At 63.2% G+C, this 16,276-nt stretch carries 11 protein-coding genes and 2 pseudogenes; 6 read left to right on the top strand and 7 right to left on the bottom strand.

The features are described 5' to 3' along the window. Positions 1–210 precede the first annotated feature (210 nt). The 4 genes from cfa to E1958_RS12465 form a co-directional block, all read right to left on the bottom strand. Positions 211–1,383, bottom strand: coding sequence for a cyclopropane fatty acyl phospholipid synthase (gene cfa / locus E1958_RS12480; RefSeq protein ID WP_165741683.1), 1,173 nt, complete (start codon positions 1,381–1,383; stop codon positions 211–213). Between the two features lie 176 nt (positions 1,384–1,559). Beyond that, entirely contained in the window at positions 1,560–1,862 is a 303-nt protein-coding gene (locus E1958_RS12475; RefSeq protein ID WP_133512164.1) for a YciI family protein, read from the bottom strand. A 1-nt stretch (position 1,863) separates the two neighbouring features. Beyond that, positions 1,864–2,529, bottom strand: a complete 666-nt coding sequence (locus tag E1958_RS12470) for a septation protein A (protein WP_133512163.1) — start codon at positions 2,527–2,529, stop codon at positions 1,864–1,866. Between the two features lie 186 nt (positions 2,530–2,715). Continuing rightward, entirely contained in the window at positions 2,716–3,465 is a 750-nt protein-coding gene (locus E1958_RS12465; protein WP_089726042.1) for a hypothetical protein, read from the bottom strand. A 268-nt stretch (positions 3,466–3,733) separates the two neighbouring features. Here E1958_RS12465 and tagH point away from each other — a divergent pair, with 268 nt between their 5' ends. The 4 genes and pseudogenes from tagH to E1958_RS21310 all read left to right on the top strand — a co-directional run bounded on the left by tagH (position 3,734) and on the right by E1958_RS21310 (position 7,571). Continuing rightward, positions 3,734–5,485 (top strand): type VI secretion system-associated FHA domain protein TagH, encoded by a 1,752-nt coding sequence (gene tagH / locus E1958_RS12460; protein ID WP_133512162.1) that lies wholly within the window; start codon positions 3,734–3,736, stop codon positions 5,483–5,485. An 84-nt stretch (positions 5,486–5,569) separates the two neighbouring features. Further along, positions 5,570–5,770 (top strand): hypothetical protein, encoded by a 201-nt coding sequence (locus E1958_RS12455; protein ID WP_133512161.1) that lies wholly within the window; start codon positions 5,570–5,572, stop codon positions 5,768–5,770. A gap of 588 nt (positions 5,771–6,358) precedes the next feature. Then, positions 6,359–7,391: pseudogene (locus tag E1958_RS12445) on the top strand (IS5 family transposase); the annotation flags it as partial. Continuing rightward, entirely contained in the window at positions 7,374–7,571 is a 198-nt protein-coding gene (locus E1958_RS21310; RefSeq protein WP_243448348.1) for a Uma2 family endonuclease, read from the top strand. The pseudogene E1958_RS12445 and the gene E1958_RS21310, both read left to right, overlap by 18 nt. 36 nt (positions 7,572–7,607) lie before the next feature. Here the strand turns inward: E1958_RS21310 and tsaC are convergent. Both tsaC and cobT read right to left on the bottom strand, forming a co-directional pair. After that, positions 7,608–8,173 (bottom strand): annotated as a pseudogene (gene tsaC / locus E1958_RS12440) (L-threonylcarbamoyladenylate synthase type 1 TsaC). Positions 8,174–8,197: 24 nt separating this feature from the next. Next, positions 8,198–9,259 carry a nicotinate-nucleotide--dimethylbenzimidazole phosphoribosyltransferase gene (gene cobT / locus E1958_RS12435; protein ID WP_243725267.1) on the bottom strand — a complete coding sequence of 354 codons (1,062 nt, stop codon included), beginning with the start codon at positions 9,257–9,259 and terminating at the stop codon, positions 8,198–8,200. Between the two features lie 413 nt (positions 9,260–9,672). On the opposite strand from cobT, the gene E1958_RS12430 reads away from it, so the two are divergent. Continuing rightward, on the top strand, positions 9,673–10,149 hold the full coding sequence (locus E1958_RS12430) for a group I truncated hemoglobin (RefSeq protein ID WP_089726036.1): 477 nt from the start codon (positions 9,673–9,675) through the stop codon (positions 10,147–10,149). Between the two features lie 357 nt (positions 10,150–10,506). Here E1958_RS12430 and E1958_RS12425 read toward each other — a convergent pair whose 3' ends face one another. After that, positions 10,507–11,193, bottom strand: coding sequence for a YiaD family glycine zipper/OmpA-like lipoprotein (locus tag E1958_RS12425; protein WP_243448346.1), 687 nt, complete (start codon positions 11,191–11,193; stop codon positions 10,507–10,509). A gap of 359 nt (positions 11,194–11,552) precedes the next feature. Between E1958_RS12425 and E1958_RS20920 the strand changes: the two genes are divergently transcribed. After that, complete coding sequence (locus E1958_RS20920) at positions 11,553–16,259, top strand: DEAD/DEAH box helicase (protein WP_207787643.1); 4,707 nt, start codon at positions 11,553–11,555, stop codon at positions 16,257–16,259. Positions 16,260–16,276: the final 17 nt, after the last annotated feature.

Here is a 16,276-nt window from a genome sequence, read left to right as displayed (position 1 = left end):
GCTTCCCGGCAATTTTTCAAGCCGCGCAGATGGATCGATGGGCACGCTTCGCGTTGTGCATCCTCACGAACAGCCGCAGTGCGGAAACTGCCACGGAATGATCGAAACCTTGCGCTCAGTTTGATAAACGCTTGCTTTGCCCATCCTACTCGACTCGCTTCCAGCCACGTCCGGTCTCCCAAACAGCGCCGAATCGTTCAGGATTGCCCCTCACCGGATGGAGCGGTAGATCTCGCGCCGACCGTATTTGCTCAGCACCAGTTGCCAGAGTTGGCCCTGGCGGGAGCGGAAGTAGCCGGCACAGGCGTTCAGGTAGAACTTGAACATGCGATAGAAACGCTCGTCGTACCTGTCGGCGAACCGCGGCCAGGCGAGGTCGAAGTTCTTCCACCAAGCCATGAGCGTAGCGTCATAGTCCTGGCCGAAGTTGTGCCAATCCTCGAGGACGAAGTCGTGCTCGATGGCCTTGCTGACCTCCTGGAGCGAGGGGACGTGGCCGTTGGGAAAGATGTACTTGTCGATCCAGGGGTTCGGGGCGCGCGGGTGATCGTAGTCACCGATGGTGTGAAGTAGGAATAACCCATCTGCCACCATCACCCGCCCGATGGTCGCGAAATAGGCCGGGTAGTTCTTGGGGCCTACGTGTTCGAACATGCCCACGGAGACGACCTTGTCGAAGCGGCCCCTAAGGTCCCTGTAGTCCATCAGCTCGATGCTGACCGGCAGACCAACACAACGCGTTTGGGCAAAGCGTTGCTGTTCCTTCGAGACTGTAATGCCGGTTACCTCTACCCCGTAGTTCTGCGCCGCAAATCGGGCCAGTCCCCCCCAACCGCAACCGATGTCCAGCAGCCGCTCGCCGGATTCCAGCTCCAGCTTGTCGCAGATGAGGCGAAGCTTGGCGAGCTGGGCCTGCTCCAGATCCGCAGCGTCCTTCCAATAACCACAGCTGTAGCTCATGGTCGGGTCCAGCATGGCCGCATAGACATCGTTGCCGATGTCATAATGGTGTTCCCCGACCTGGAAGGCGCGCTTGCGTGATTGAGGGTTGAACAGAAAATTACGCAGGAATGCCCCTAAGAACCGGAGCTTACCGAAGCCCTTTATCGTGTTGAGGCGGGCGCTCAGCAGCTTGTAGAGGGTCTCGTCCAGACGCTCGCTGTCCCAGGCGTTGTCCATATAAGCCTCGCCGAAACCGAGGGAGCCCTGACGTAGAACCCGGTCATAGAGTGCCGGGTCGCGTACCTGAATATCCCAAGGCCGGCTGCCGTTGAGCTGCACGTCGGCTAATTCCAGCAGCCGAATCAGGACCTCGGGTGCCTCCCGGTCTTCTGGTTTGGGGCCATGGTTGGTCCCCATCGCCGTATCCTGTGCCAAAGCCATCCGAATGTTCCCGGTTTGCGATAGGTATCCGTCACATATAGTCTGCCGTGGTACAGATCTCTCGTATCTTCTGACGGCACTGCGCCGAAAGGCCGCGCTCTTCCGCTTCACCTTCCGGCCTGGGATTAGGTTTCTATATACCCGAGAAATCTGTCGGCTCCATGCTCATCCCGGGCTCATTCCGGAAAGACTTTACGGAAGGGCTTTACCGTGACCTCCGTGAAAACTCCGGCGGTGACATAAGGATCGGCGGCGGCCCAGGCATGAGCGGCCTCGAGGTCGGGAAACTCGGCCACGATCAGCGAGCCGGTAAATCCGGCGCTTCCCGGATCTTCGCTGTCGATAGCCGGGTGTGGACCCGCCAGCAGCAATCTGCCCGCGTCCTGCAGCTGCCGCACCCGATCCAGGTGCGCCGGACGCGCCTTGAGCCGGTCGTTCAGGCTGTCCGCCTTGTCCTTAGCAAGGATGGCGTAATACATGTTAGTGGGTCTCCTCCGAGGCCGCGGAATCTGAAATATGCCGGGCCAAATAGAATGCCTGGGCAACCACGAAGACAATCGTCAGCCCCATCATACCGAAGAGCTTGAAGTTAACCCAAGTCTCCTCCCGTGACTGGGCCACCATGCACAGCTCGAGCAGCTCCTTGGAAGATACCTCGCTGCAGGCAGCAAGATCGACCTCCAGCTGACCGGCAGCCGCGACGAGTGCCTGCTCGGCGGTGAAGAATTGCCCGGCCACATATAGATTCGCCAACCCGGCGATGATGAAAAAGATGGACCAGGCCAGATTCAGGCGGCGCCAAATGTGACGCGGCATCTTAACCGCCTGGCCCAGCATGCGCTCGATGAGCGGACGCTCACCAATGAAGTGGCTGCCGAGGAAGACGGCCGCGAACAACCAGTTGACGATAGACGGCTTCCACATGATGAAGGTACGGTCCTGCAAAAAGATGGTGAGCCCTCCGAAAACCATGAGCAGGCCGAGCGTGACCAGGTGCATGGTCTCGGTACGGCGGTGCTTGAGCCGGAACCAACCCACTTGGACCGCTGAGGCGACAATCGCTACTGCCGTAGCCACGTAGATGTCGTAGACTTTGTAGGCAATAAAAAAGAGCAGGACCGGAAAGAAGTCGATCAGGAATTTCATGCGTGTTCTGACTACTGACACTCGGAGCACAAAGTGCGGAAAGTAATTGGCCTGGTAGTGGTAAATCTGTAACTGATAGAGGGTAGGTCGGACCGCTGTGCGGATCGATGGACTGAAGTCTTTTGGGACTATCAAGCACTCTATCAGTTAAAAATTTACCACTACCCCTCATTTAACTGGTTCCAGTTAATGCAGCACACGCCGCCCACAACATTGTTGGTAGAAGCGTTGCATCAGATCCCGGACCTGGGATGGATAATTCAATGCGTCCATCTGCTCCATTCCCTCACGAAAGAAGGTGGGTGCCTCCTCAGGTAGGTACTCGATGACGGACTCGAAGGCCTCCTCCATCAGCGCCGGTTGATGGCTACGCGTCGCCACGATGGCCCGATTGAGCAGCAGGACCCGCCACGGGCGGGACGAGTCCGCGGAGGTCGTGTGCTGAGAGATTCGGGGGTCGACTGCATTGACGACCTCCGTGAGCAGGCCGTAAAGCTGCTCCAACTCGGATGGTCGCATCAGACGATTGGCCAGATGTGCCGCGCCGTTGACCACTGGCTCGAGGTAGCCAAGCTCTCCACCGCGGCGGGCTATCCAGCAGGCAAGCGGCAGTGCCAGCTCCTCAATAGCGCGGGCCTTTGGTGGCGCTAACAGAGTACCGGCGAGGGCTGCCAGGCGGGCCAACAGGTCGATGCCGTAGTTACCCAGGGAGTGGAGGTCCGCCGACGCCGGTGGAGTGAATCCATCCATCGCTACCTGATCCGGTGCGCCGTCCTCGAGTCGCCGTAGGTGATCGAAGAGATCGCTCAGGGCCTTCAACAGGACCCGTGGATCGGGATCTGCTTCGCCATTCCGGTCCTCGAGTACCTCGGTGAGCGCCTCCGAGTATATGCGGAGCGCTTCGGCGATATAGGCGATGTCGACCGGCGGTAACATAAGACTACTGATTTTAACAGCAGGCTTGGGCGCCGTCTGCCCATCTCGACAAGCGTTCCAAGCTGGTGTTCTAAGCTTGTCGTTTCTGATCTATAGGGTGCCTTGAAAACCCCATGACAGGGAATTTTCAAGTTGCCTATACTCGGCAGCAACAAAACTAGAACACCACCGGTTGAATAATTACGTTGCATTCCCTGCGTCCCAGCGGTTAATCAAAAGTCTCGCCGTGGTCGTGTTGAAATGGTCGGTGAAGGTTATACTTTCCCCCATGGAATTGATTCTGACCGTTGTCCGCTATCAAGATCGCCCTGCACAGTCGACGCCGACCGCGAGGATCGGCATCACCGGCGGGACCATCGGGCGCAACCCGGATAATGAGCTGGCGCTTGCAGACCCCGAGCGTTGGGTAGGGCGACAGCACGCCAGAATCAGCTTTCGCGAGGGTGCCTTCTTTCTGACGGATACCAGCAAGAACGGGACCTTCGTCAACAACGCCGCGGAACCGTTCCGTGAGGGTCAGGAGGTCGAGCTTCATGACGGTGACGTGCTGAGCATCGGTGCCTATGAAATCCGCGTCTCCCAGGAGGTTTCTCAACCGCAACCTGTCGCTTCGATCGACCCCCTTGCCGGCGGTAGGCCCGAATTCGAGTCCTATGCGCAGACCCCGTCCGGCGGCGCTGTGCCTGATATCATGGATCTGGTCGGAGAGACATCGGCAGCAAGCGATCCGTTCTCCCCCCCAGCGGCAAGCCAGGAAGCATCCGCAGGGCCTGACGACTGGCTGATGTCGGCGCCCTCGGAAGAGGGGCACCGGACGCTTAGGCCCGAGCGCGAGTCTTCCAGGGCCCCGGCTGCGGCGACGGAGCCGGATCATACCCCCGACTGGAACGCCTCCTACAGTCCGCCCGAAGCAGTTCCGGAGGACTATGACATCTGGGCGGATGCATCGCGCCCGCAACCCGGAGAACAGGACCTACCGACCGGCGGCCCCGAGTCTCCATCTGTCCCAGCCGTTTCGGACCCGGTCCTCCCCGTCGGTGGTCCCGAGTCTTCATCTGCACCAACCGCTCCAGAGCCGGTCCTCCATGTTGGTGACCCCGAGTCTCCGTCTACTCCAGCCACTCCAGACCCGCTTCCGTTTGAGGAGCAAAAAGAGTGGAACTTACCGACCGGTGGTCCTGAGCCTCCGATTGCCTCAGCCGTTTCGGACCCGGCTTCTCGCCTCGGTGGCCCCGAGTCTTCACCTGCACCAACCGCTCCGAAGCCGGCCCTCCATACCGGTAGCCCTGAGTTTCCGACTGCCTCGATCGCTCCGAACCCGGCCCCACGCGAGGGGCAACCGGTACCGACCCCTCCCTCGGGTGAAAGGACCCAAGAAACACGATCAGCGCCTACCATAGCCGGCGAGACGGATGCGCTCCAGGCCTTTCTCACGGGATTGGACACCGGAGAACTACCGGCCGATCGGCAGGCCCAAGCCGAACTTATGCGGACCACGGGGTTGCTCTTGCGGGCGATGACCGAGGGGCTGATGCGGGTCCTGATGGGTCGGGCCAGCTTCAAGAACGAGCTACGTCTGGAGATGACCAGGATCCAGGCGACAGAAAACAATCCCTTCAAGTTCTCGGTCGACCCAAGAGACGCCCTCGCTCACTTGCTGTTTCGACCGAGCCGTGGTTTCTTGCCGCCCCTGGAAGCGACCCGTGAGGCCTTCGACGACATCCAGTGCCACGAGATGGCACTCGTCGCCGGTCTCCGCGCGGCGCTCCATGCGCTGTTGAAACGCCTGGACCCGACGGAATTGGAAAAACGGTTTCGCGACCCTTCCTTCATCGACAACCTGATGCCGATGGCCCGCAAGGCAAAGTATTGGGACCTTTTCACTGAAACCTACCAGGCGATTGCGGCGGATGCGGCCGACGATTTCATGAACCTGTTCAGAGACGCCTTCACCCGTGCCTACGAAGATCAGGCAGCGCGCCTCAGACAGGCCAGGCCCCACGACAAAACATCGCCTTAGGGATCGACGCGAATGTTCCCGTGGGTACGAACCATCCAATTCGCGTGATTCGCAGTTTATGCTGCCTTTTCCAAGGGCCAAGCCATGCCCCTCAGCCAACGGAACCGAAGCCTCTCGGTCACCACCCCCCTTGGCGAAGACGTTCTGCTCCTGCGTTCCATGAGTGGCCGCGAGCGCCTGAGCACCCTGTTCGAGTACCAACTGGAGCTCATCAGCAAGTCCATGAATATCAAGCACGAAGACCTGCTCGGCCAACCCGTCACCGTGCGGCTGGAGCAATCCTGAATTATTTGGCGTTGTCTGGTGGGAAAAGATCCCTCCTGCGTCGGGACAAGTTTGACGTGTTGCGTTCGACGCACCAAGGCTTGCTGATCGTCTGCCAAGTCAGTGCCGACGTCTTAACGCAACCTACACCCATATTACCCCTGCGCTGCCGGTCCGCGCCGACCTCGCGTCGGGTGTAGGTTGGGTTAGGCGCACGGAGAAACGCCGCGGAGGGCACGGTGTCGAACGCGCCGTAACCCAACACGTCCGGTCCTCCAGGCCGCGCCAAATAATTCAGGAACTCGATTCGCACCTCTAGACGACCCCAAGCCGCACCCCCATGCGGCGCTGGAAATCTACGACCATCCGGGCGGCTACCGGCAACGCGATGCCGGCAGGAGCCGGTGCGGGTCCGCCTGGAGGAGCTGCACGCAGGCTACGAGACCCTACAGGGTACCGGCAGTGCCCGCGGGCTTGCCACCGGGGCGCTCTTTACACTGACCACGTATCCCCGTCAAGACCAGAGGGCACCTTGAAAAATACCGTTGCGGCTGGGGTTCGAGTTAAACTCTCAGCCATCCGACCTAGGAACCACAGGCGAGCAAACCTCTGGGCCAGTGTAGCTTCTTCGACCAAGAAAACCGGTTACAGGGCATCAGCCAGCTGGGCGACCCACTGGAGCGGCTGGTCGCGGCGATCCCGTGGGAGATCTTTCGTCCCCTGCTGGAGCCGGTCCACGAACGGGAACGCAAATCCAATGCGGGTCGCAAACCGTTCGATGTCCTGTTGATGTTCAAGATCCTGATCCTGCGGACACTCTATAACTTGGCGGATGAACAGGTCGAGTATCAAATTCGGGATCGGCTTTCATTCGCGCGCTTTCTTGGTTTAGGCCTCGAGGATGCGGTTGCGGATGCCACCACAGTCTGGCGCTTTCGCGAACGCTTGAAAGCATTGGGATTGCTGAAGACCTTGTTTCATCGCGTTGACGACTTTCTGGCCACGGCGGGTTTCCAGGCCAGGCACGGACAGCTCATCGATGCCACCATCGTCCCGGTGCCCATTCAACGCAACCACCGCGAAGAAAACCGGCGAATCAAGGAAGGCGAAGTTGCGGCCGATTGGAGCGGGGCCAAGCGGGCGCAGAAAGACGTGGCGGGACGCTGGACGGGAAAGCGGGGCAAACAGTCCTTCGGCGACAAAAACCACCTCGGTGTCGATGCCGAACACAAGCTCATCCGTACCTTCGAAGCCACGCCGGCTAACGTGCCTGACAGCCGCGTCCTCGACGCCCTCCTCGACCCCGACAACGAAGATCCGGGCGTCTGGGCCGACAGTGCCTACCGCAGTGAGGAAACGGAACGGGTGCTAGAGGACGCCGGCTACGACAGCCACATCAACGAAAAAGGACACCGTGCCCACCCGCTCAGTGACGAGCAGCAAGCCAACCATCGCAAACGTTCCAAGATCCGCTCCCGTGTCGAACACATCTTCGGCGTTCAGGAAAACAGCATGAAAGGGAAATTCATCCGCACCATCGGATTTGGCTCGTGCCGAAGTCAAGATCGGCCTCATGAACCTGACCTATAACCTCATGCGTTACCTCCAGCTCACCAAAGGCCGACTGAACAAGGCCGCCGCTTATGCCCGTAACGCCATCCCCGAATACTGGATCCTGAGCCTGCGCGACCGCCGTTTGGAGGTCTACCGCAGACCGAGCCATGGCGCCTACGCCGAACGTACTCTGCTCACCGCGGGCAAGACCATTTCCCTCCTGACGGCGCTGGCGCTGCGGGTCGAAATCGCGGCCCTGTTGCCTTGAGCATCGGGTCCTTTAGAGCTGGTCGGGCTTAATACCTCAGGCTCGAATGACTGCACCGGTGCGCCCGTCGCGGATGGTGGATGGACGGGCGCGGGTCCCGCAGTGGCCGGCCAGAACGAGATCCACCTGGTGGCCAAGGGTCAACCGCACCTGGAGGGGAGTACGCGCCGGCGGACGGTCGCTGATGTTCGCGCTGGTGGATACCAGGGCGCTGCCGGCAGTCGCGCACAGGGCCGCGGCGATGGGGTGGGCAGTGACCCGCACGGCGAGAGTTGCATGCCGCCCCCGGAGCCAGTCCGGCATGCCGGCACGGGCGGGCAGCAGCCAGGTGTTCGGGCCGGGCCAGGTCGCAAGGACGGCTTGCATGCGGGCCGAGTCCAGAGGCTCTACGAAGGGCTCGAGCTGGGCGAAATCGGCGCCGATGAGGATCAGCCCTTTGTGCTCGGGGCGCCGCTTGATGGCGAGCAGGCGTTGCACCGCAGCCCGGTCCCAGGGATCGCATCCGAGACCGTAGACGGCCTCAGTGGGGTAGGCGAGGATGCCGCTGCCTCGGATGCAGTGGGCAGCCATCCGCAGCTTGTACCGTCCGGGCAAGCTCTCAAGCTCGGTGGTCACGTCCGTATCCGTCAGAGCAAGGCCCCGTCGATACCGGCCTCGGCAAAGCTCGCCATCTCTCGGTGCAGGGCGCAGGCGAGACGCAGCAAGGGCAGCGCGGATGCGGCGCCGCTGCCCTCCCCGAGCCGCAGCCCCAGATCCAGCAGCGGCTCGGCGTCGAGCGCCGCGAGCAGGATCGCATGGCCCGGCTCGCAGGAGCTGTGTCCGAACAGCATCCAATCCCGCGCCCCGGATAGGATACGGGTCGCGGCCAAGGCCGCGCTGGTCGCGATGAAACCGTCAACGAGCACCGGAATTCCCAGCTGGGCCGCGCCCAGATAGGCCCCGGTCAGGGCCGCGATCTCAAAACCGGCGACTCGACGCAGGGCCTCGAGGGGGGTATCCGGCACGATCCGGTGCAGGTGCAGGGCGCGTTCGATCAAGGCCGCCTTGCGGGCGATACCGGCGGCGTCGAGGCCGGTGCCGGGACCGGCCAGCTCGGAGGCCGGGTGCCCCAGCAAGGCGCAGGCCAGCGCCGCGGCCGCGGTGCTATTTCCGATCCCCATCTCGCCGCCGATCACCAGCCGGCAATCCCGGTCGTTAACCGCACGCTCGACCGCCGCACGCCCGGCGGCCAGGCAGGCGTCGAGCTCGGCGCTCGACATGGCCGGCTCGCGCGAGAAATCCTTTGTGGACGGGGCGACACCGACCAGCCGCACCGACGGTGGCACCGGATCACAGGCAATCTCGCCGACGGTACCGAGCACGATCAGCTCCAGGCCGGCAGCGAGCGCCTCGGCCAGCACCGAGATCGCGGCACCTCCCGTTGCCATGTTGGTCACCATCTGGGCCGTCACGCTCTGGGGATAGGCCGAGACCCCGGCGTCGGCGACCCCATGATCGCCGGCGAAGACCAGGATCTGTACCGGGTCGACCGTCGGGTAGACCTCGCCCTGCATCGCCGCCAATGCGATCGCGATCTCTTCAAGCCGCCCGAGCGATCCCGGTGGCTTGGTCAGCCCTACCTGCCGTCTGGCGGCGGCGTGGCGTGCATCCTCGTCCAGGGGCCGCACGGGCTTGGACAGCCAACTCACGGCAACCGCCTCCCGGAAACGGACGACAATCGGACGCTGGTCGAGACCGGCTTGCCGCAGCGTGTGCTCCACGGGCCAGAGAACAAGTAGTAGGCCATAAGGGTTTTCCCTCGCTGATACGCCCCGGCAGTGCGGGAACAACAGCAGTGTATCTATCCTCGGCGGAGGGTTCCAGAAGGATCCGTAGGATGTAACGGCTTCCCAGGTACGCTCCATCAAATCCCTTTATACCCCATCCTTGGCTTTCCCTTGGAAACAGAACATACAAGGATGTGGTGAGCGCAGCGAACCACATCGGCCAGATTATCTTGTTCGTTCCCGGACTCCGGAGATTGTGAAAGCATTCACCTTATATCTGGCAGCAGTATAATCACCGTTCCAGTTCCCAATCGCCAAATCAAAGGAGAAATAGCATGCTCAAATCGCGCGCTTCCATAAGAACAGCCCTACTCGGGAGCATTTTGGTTGCATTGCTTGCGCAAGGTCTCGCCCAAGCCGCTGAGAAACAGACGGACAAACCCCTCTACGACAGGCTCGGCGGGGTGTATCCAATCGCTGCCGTGGTGGATGAATTCATCGATCTGTTGCTGGTAAACGATGTGCTCAATGCCAACCCGGCGATCAAGGCAGCCAAGGTCCGTGTGCCGGCGGCCGGCCTGAAGTATCACCTGACGGCTATGGTTTGCCGGGAGACGGGAGGTCCATGTGAGTATACGGGCCGCAGTATGAAAGAGTCCCATGGTCATCTCAAAATCAACGAAAAGGAGTGGCAGGCCACGATGGCGGACCTCCGCCGAGTGATGAACAACTATGAGGTGCCCGCAAAGGAGCAAGACGAGTTGATGGCCATCGTCGAGGGCATGAAGAAAGAGATCGCCGTTACCGAGTGAAACCGCTTTTCACACTTGGTAAAGCAGGAGAAGCCATGAGTTATTAGGACGAGGCCATCAAGCACTTGAAGCAGACCAATCCTCACAATATCCCGGAATTCAACAGAGTATAGGAAGCAGCCAGGGTCTGGAACCACGTGCAACACCGACAGCCACAAAAAAGCGAGGTCCGCGCATACAGGCAGCGCGGGGGTAATCCGGGCGTAGGTTGCGTTAAGACGCCGGCACGGACACCGAAGGAGATCGACAAGCCGTTAGGCGTCGAACGCAACCCGTCAAACCCTGTCCCGACGCAGGAGGGATCTTTCTTGTCCCGACGCAGGAGGGATCTTTTCCCTCCAAACAACGCCAAATCATTCAGGATTGTTCCGTGGTTATGGGAATGATAGTGATGTCCACCCGGCGATTGCGACGGCGACTCTCTTCGGTCTCGTTACTCGTGATAGGCTGGTCCTCGCCGTAACCGATGGCACTGAGGCGGCCGGGATACACACTCTCACTGAGCAGATAGCCTTCTACCGCCTGGGCACGCCGTTCCGATAGCCCCTGGTTGTGCGCGGCCGAGCCGGTACTGTCGGTATGGCCGGCGATGGTGAGCCGGGTCTTCCCGTACTTGTTTACGACGCCCGAGATCTTGTCCAAGGTGCTGTGGAAGCCGGGTTTGATCCGGTCCGAATCTATCTCGAACGTGGTCTCGCTGGTCATTCCGACCAATAACCGGTCGTCGGGAAGGGGCTTGACGCGGATGACGCCGGCGGCAATCTCCGGGGCCAGCAGCTTCTCGAAGTCACGGCGCTGCTGCTCCATGTAGTGGCCGATCAGGCCGCCGGCCAAGCCGCCTCCCACCGCCCCGATCACGGCACCCTTAGCCGATTTGTCCGCCACCGCGGCGCCGACGGCGGCGCCGGTAATGGCGCCGATGGCGGCCCCTGCCTGGGTCTCCGTAAGTGGCCGCCGGTTGCCGTACTCGTCGGTGGCACAAGCGACCAGCACCAGGCTGCCGGCAAAGAGTGTGGCACCGGGCTTCATCCAAGATTTGTTCATCGATCGATCTCCCGCCAAGAAATCCTATGAAAGAATCGCCGTAGCACTTTGTACGGCTTGGGTGGAATAGTATCAAAGCAGGATTCTGCCCGCGCTCTTTTCGGTTCGCCAGTCGCCATATGAAGCGCACAGGAAGATGCTAAAGTTATCCAGACCCTTCAGATTGGGTAGTGGTTAAGGTCTAAATGGAAGCATAGCCACTAGCGGCGTGTTGGGCACGCCACGCGCCACTCCCTCTCCCTCTTGGGAGAGGGTTGGGGAGAGGGGATCAAAAAAAAATGGAGCATAATGAACCCTTCTACGCTACCACTTAAAAATTTACCACTACCCAGAATTGCTGATTCCAGCACCGGTTGCCGATGAGCGACTCCCTGTTTCACCCCGCCGTCGGGGCTTGGTTTCGAGCCAGCTTCAATACGCCGAGCCCGGTCCAGGCCGCGGCCTGGCCGGCCATCGCACACGGTGGGCACACGCTGTTGGCGGCACCCACCGGCTCGGGCAAGACCCTGGCGGCCTTTCTCGCCGTCATCGACGGTCTGTTGCGCGAGGGCCTGGAGCGGGGTCTACCCGACCACACCCGGGTGCTCTATGTATCGCCCCTGAAGGCCCTGTCTACCGACATCCAGCTCAATCTGCAACGGCCACTACTGGGCATCGCAGACCAGCTGGCGGCGCGGGGCCTGCCGCCGGTGGCGATCCGGGCCTGGGTACGCACCGGCGATACCCCTCAGTCCGAACGCGAGCGGATGCGTCGTCTTCCGCCACACATCTTGGTGACTACGCCCGAGTCGCTTTACATCCTGCTGACCTCGGCCTCGGGGCGCGACATGCTCAAAACGGTGCGGACGGTGATCCTGGACGAGATCCACGCCCTGGCCGGCAACAAGCGCGGCGCTCACCTGGCCTTGTCCCTGGAGCGACTGGAGGCCCTTACCCCGGAAGTCCTTACCGGGCAGCCGCTGCAGCGCATCGGGATCTCCGCGACCCAGGGCTCCGTCACGGACATGGCACAGTTTCTCCTCGGCATCCGGGAGATGCCCTGCGCAATCATCGATCTGGGCCATAGCCGTCCCTTGGATCTCGGCCTGGAGGTCCCCGCCTCGCCCCTGGAGGCGGTGATGGCGGGGGAGGTGTGGGGCGAGCTCTACGACCGCCTGGCGGCCCTCGCCCTGGAGCACCGCACGACCCTGATCTTCGTCAACACCCGGCGGTTGGCCGAACGGGTGGCGCACCACCTCTCCGAGCGCCTCGGCGAGGGTGCGGTCATGGCCCATCACGGCAGCCTGGCGCGGGAGCACCGCCGCGAGGCCGAGGACCGACTCAAGGCCGGTGCGCTGCGGGCCCTGGTAGCGACCGCCTCCCTGGAGCTCGGCATCGATATCGGCGACATCGATCTGGTGTGCCAGCTCGGCTCACCGCGGTCCGTGGCCGCCCTGCTGCAACGGGTCGGCCGCTCCGGCCACGCCCTGGCGGCTACCCCCAAGGGCCGGCTGTTTCCCCTGTCCCGCGATGACCTGGCCGAGTGTACCGCCCTGCTCGCGGCGGCGCGGACGCGCCGGCTCGACCGCATCCGGCTCCCTCACCAACCCCTGGATGTGCTGGCCCAGCAGATCGTCGCCGAGGTCGCCGCCCAGGACTGGGATGAGCAGAGATTGTTCGATCGCCTGCGTCGGGCCTGGCCCTACCGGGAACTCTCCCGCGCCACCTTCGACCAGGTCGTGCAGATGCTCGCCGATGGCTTCTCGACCCGGGTCGGACGCCGCGCCGCCTATCTCCATCGTGACCGGATCAAGGGCCGGTTACGCGGGCGCAAGGGTGCACGCCTGACCGCCATCACCAACGGCGGCGTCATCCCCGACCGCTTCGACTATGATGTCCTCTTGATGCCCGAGGGCGTGCGCATCGGCACCTTGAACGAGGATTTTGCCTTCGAGAGCCTGGCCGGCGACATCTTCCAGCTCGGCAATACCAGCTACCGTATCCTGCGGATCCAGTCGGGCCGGGTGCTGGTGGAGGATGCAAAGGGTCAGCCGCCCAATATCCCCTTCTGGTTCGGTGAGGCGCCGGGACGTGACGACCTGCTCTCGGCGGGTGTCTCCGAGCTGCGCGCCGGGATTGCGGAGCGGCTGGAGGCGGGCGGCGACCAGGCCCGGGCCTGGCTCCTGGATACCTATGGCCTGGAGCCCGCGGCAGCCGACCAATTGCTGGCCTATTACGGGGCCGCCCAGGCCGCCCTGGGCCTGCTGCCCACCCAGGACCGGATCGTCCTCGAGCGCTTCTTCGACGAGGTCGGCGATATGCACTTGGTGGTGCACTCGACCTACGGCTCGCGCCTCAACCGCGCCTGGGGGCTGGCCCTGCGCAAGCGGTTTTGCCGCACCTTCAATTTCGAGCTCCAGGCCGCGGCGCTGGACGACTGCATCATCCTCTCCCTGGGCGCCGTGCACAGCTTTGCCCTGGAAGACATTCAACATTTCCTCAAGAGCGATACGGTGCACCGGCTGCTGACCCAGGCCCTGCTCGACGTCCCCTTGTTCGGCACCCACTGGCGCTGGAACGCCTCTACTGCGCTGGCGGTACAGCGCTACCGCGGCGGCAGCAAGGTGCCGCCCCAGTTCCAACGCTCCGCGGCCGAGGACCTGGTGGCGCTCATCTTTCCCGATCAGCTCGCGTGCCTGGAGAACCTCCAGGGTGAACGCGAGATCCCGGATCATCCCCTGATCGCTCAAACCCTGGGGGACTGTCTCACCGAGGTCATGGATGTCGCGGGCCTGGAACGCCTGTTGGCGCGCATCGAGTCCGGTGCGGTCGAGGTGATCGCCCGCGACCTGGCCGCGCCCTCGCCCCTGGCCGAAGAGGTCATCGGCGCGCGCCCCTACGCCTTTCTCGACGATACCCCCGCCGAAGAGCGCCGTACCCTGGCTATCCGTACCCAGGGTCTGATCGACCAGGAGCAGGCCGCGCGGCTTGCCCGCTTGGACCCGGCCGCCGTGGCCAAGGTACGCGAGCAGGCCTGGCCGAGTATTACTGACCCGGACGAACTCCACGACGCCTTGTTGCTGGCCGGATTCCTGACCTGGGACGAGCTGGGCGCCGGCACGGGTTTTTTTGCCCGGCTCGCCGCGGAGCAGCGTGCGGTGCGTCTGGAGATACCGAGGGGCACGGTCATCCTGTGTGCCACCGAACGGCTGCCCGAGCTGGCCGCCGTCTGTCCCCTGGATCCAACCATCGTCGCCGGCATCCCATCGAGCATCCCGTTTCCCGCGGAGCGGGTCACAAAAGCCCTTCTCCCACCGGGAGAGGGAGCCTGTCCCGAGCGGGCGAGGGATCTAGGGAGAGGGGATCGAGACAGCGCCCTGCGCGAGCCCGTAGGATGTGGTGAGCGCCTGCCCCGCCCCAGGGACGGGGCGGGTAGGCCGCGAACCGCATCGTTGGATAGTGCCATGCCCAACTTGGTGGAACACACCGCCATCCATCGATGCGGTTCGCCGCCGTCCCTGGCGGCTCACCGCATCCTACAAAGAGCGTCATCTTTTGCGACATCCTCCCCCCAGGGAGAGGGAGCCTGTCCCGAGCGGGCGAGGGATCTAGGGAGAGGGGATCGAAAGGTGACCGATGCCTTTTGCGACACTCTCCCTGCGGACCGGGATCACGCCCTGCGTGAAGTCATCCGTAGCCGCCTGGAGTGCCTGGGACCGGTCCGGGCCGCGGATCTCGCCCGCCCGCTGGATCTGCCCGTGAGTGACCTGGAGCAGGCCCTGGCGGCGCTGGAGCAGGAAGGCTTTGCCGTGCGCGGCCGCTTCGACCCGGACCTGGCCGGCGAGCAATGGTGCGAGCGCCGACTGCTGGCGCGGATCAACCGCTATACGGTGGAGGGACTGCGCAAGGCGATCGCCCCCGTGAGCCCGGCGGCCTACATGCGCTTCCTGCTCCACTGGCAGGGCCTGGCCGGCAACCGGGTAGAGGGTATCGAGGGCACCGGCGCCGTGCTCGACCGGCTCGCCGGCTTCAGCATCCCCGCCGCCGCTTGGGAGGCCGAGGTCCTGCCTGCACGCATTGCCGCCTACACCCCGGATCTGCTCGATAGCCTGACGGTCAGCGGCCGCTATCTCTGGCTCAGACTGCATCCGGGCCACGGAGGCAAGACCCCGATCCGCACCACCCCCATCGCCATTCTGCGCCGCGAGATGGCCGCCCTATGGCGACCGGACGGCCCGGCGGAGGGTCCGGTGGAGGGTCCATCGGAGAGAAGGGGGCTCTCGTCCCGTGCCTCCATGCTGCTGGGTCTGCTCCAAGCCCGCGGGGCCCGCTTCTTCGCCGATCTGGTGAGCGACAGCGGCCTGTTGCGCACCGAGGTCACAATCGCCCTCGGCGAGCTGGTGGCCGCCGGCCAGATCACCGCAGACGGCTTCGCCGGCCTGCGCGCCCTGATCGCGCCGGCGGCAAGCAGTGTCACCACACGCCGCCGGCGCGGTAATAGCTCCATCGACCCCATCGACCGGGCCGGGCGCTGGGACGCCTTGCCCACACCGGGCGCCGGTGCCCAACCCGAGTCGCCGGCAGCGCAGAGTGTCCGGCTGGAGAAACTAGCGCACCAGCTGATCCAACGCTATGGCCTGGTGATGCGCCGGATCCTGGAACGCGAACGGGGCCTGCCACCTTGGCGCGAGCTGCTGCGAGCCTATTGGCGCTTAGAAGCCCGGGGCGAGGTGCGCGGCGGACGCTTCGTCACCGGCTTCAGCGGCGAGCAATTCGCCCACCCGGAGGCCGTCGCCGCCCTGCGCCGCCACCGCGAGCCGGGGCCTGAATCCCCGGTAGTCGTCAGCGCCACGGATCCGGTCAACCTCACCGGTACCCTTACCCCTGGGGAGCGTATCTCTGCCATTCTCGGCAACCGGGTCCTGTACCGCCAGGGCATCCCGGTGGCCGCCCGCATCAACGGCGAGCTACGGACCTTCGCAACCCTACGCGCCGACGAAGAACGGCAGTATGGACAACTCCTAACCCAGAAGCGGAAAGGTAGGAACAGCGCCAGACACCGGCGGCAAGTGGGGCGTGGGTGGTGAGCGAAGTGCTGGGTTAC

The organism is Candidatus Thiosymbion oneisti, from assembly GCF_004359955.1.
GTDB lineage: Bacteria > Pseudomonadota > Gammaproteobacteria > Chromatiales > Chromatiaceae > Thiosymbion > Thiosymbion oneisti.
Note: the sequence above shows the minus strand (reverse complement) of the source record. Positions and strands in the feature narration are given on the sequence as shown.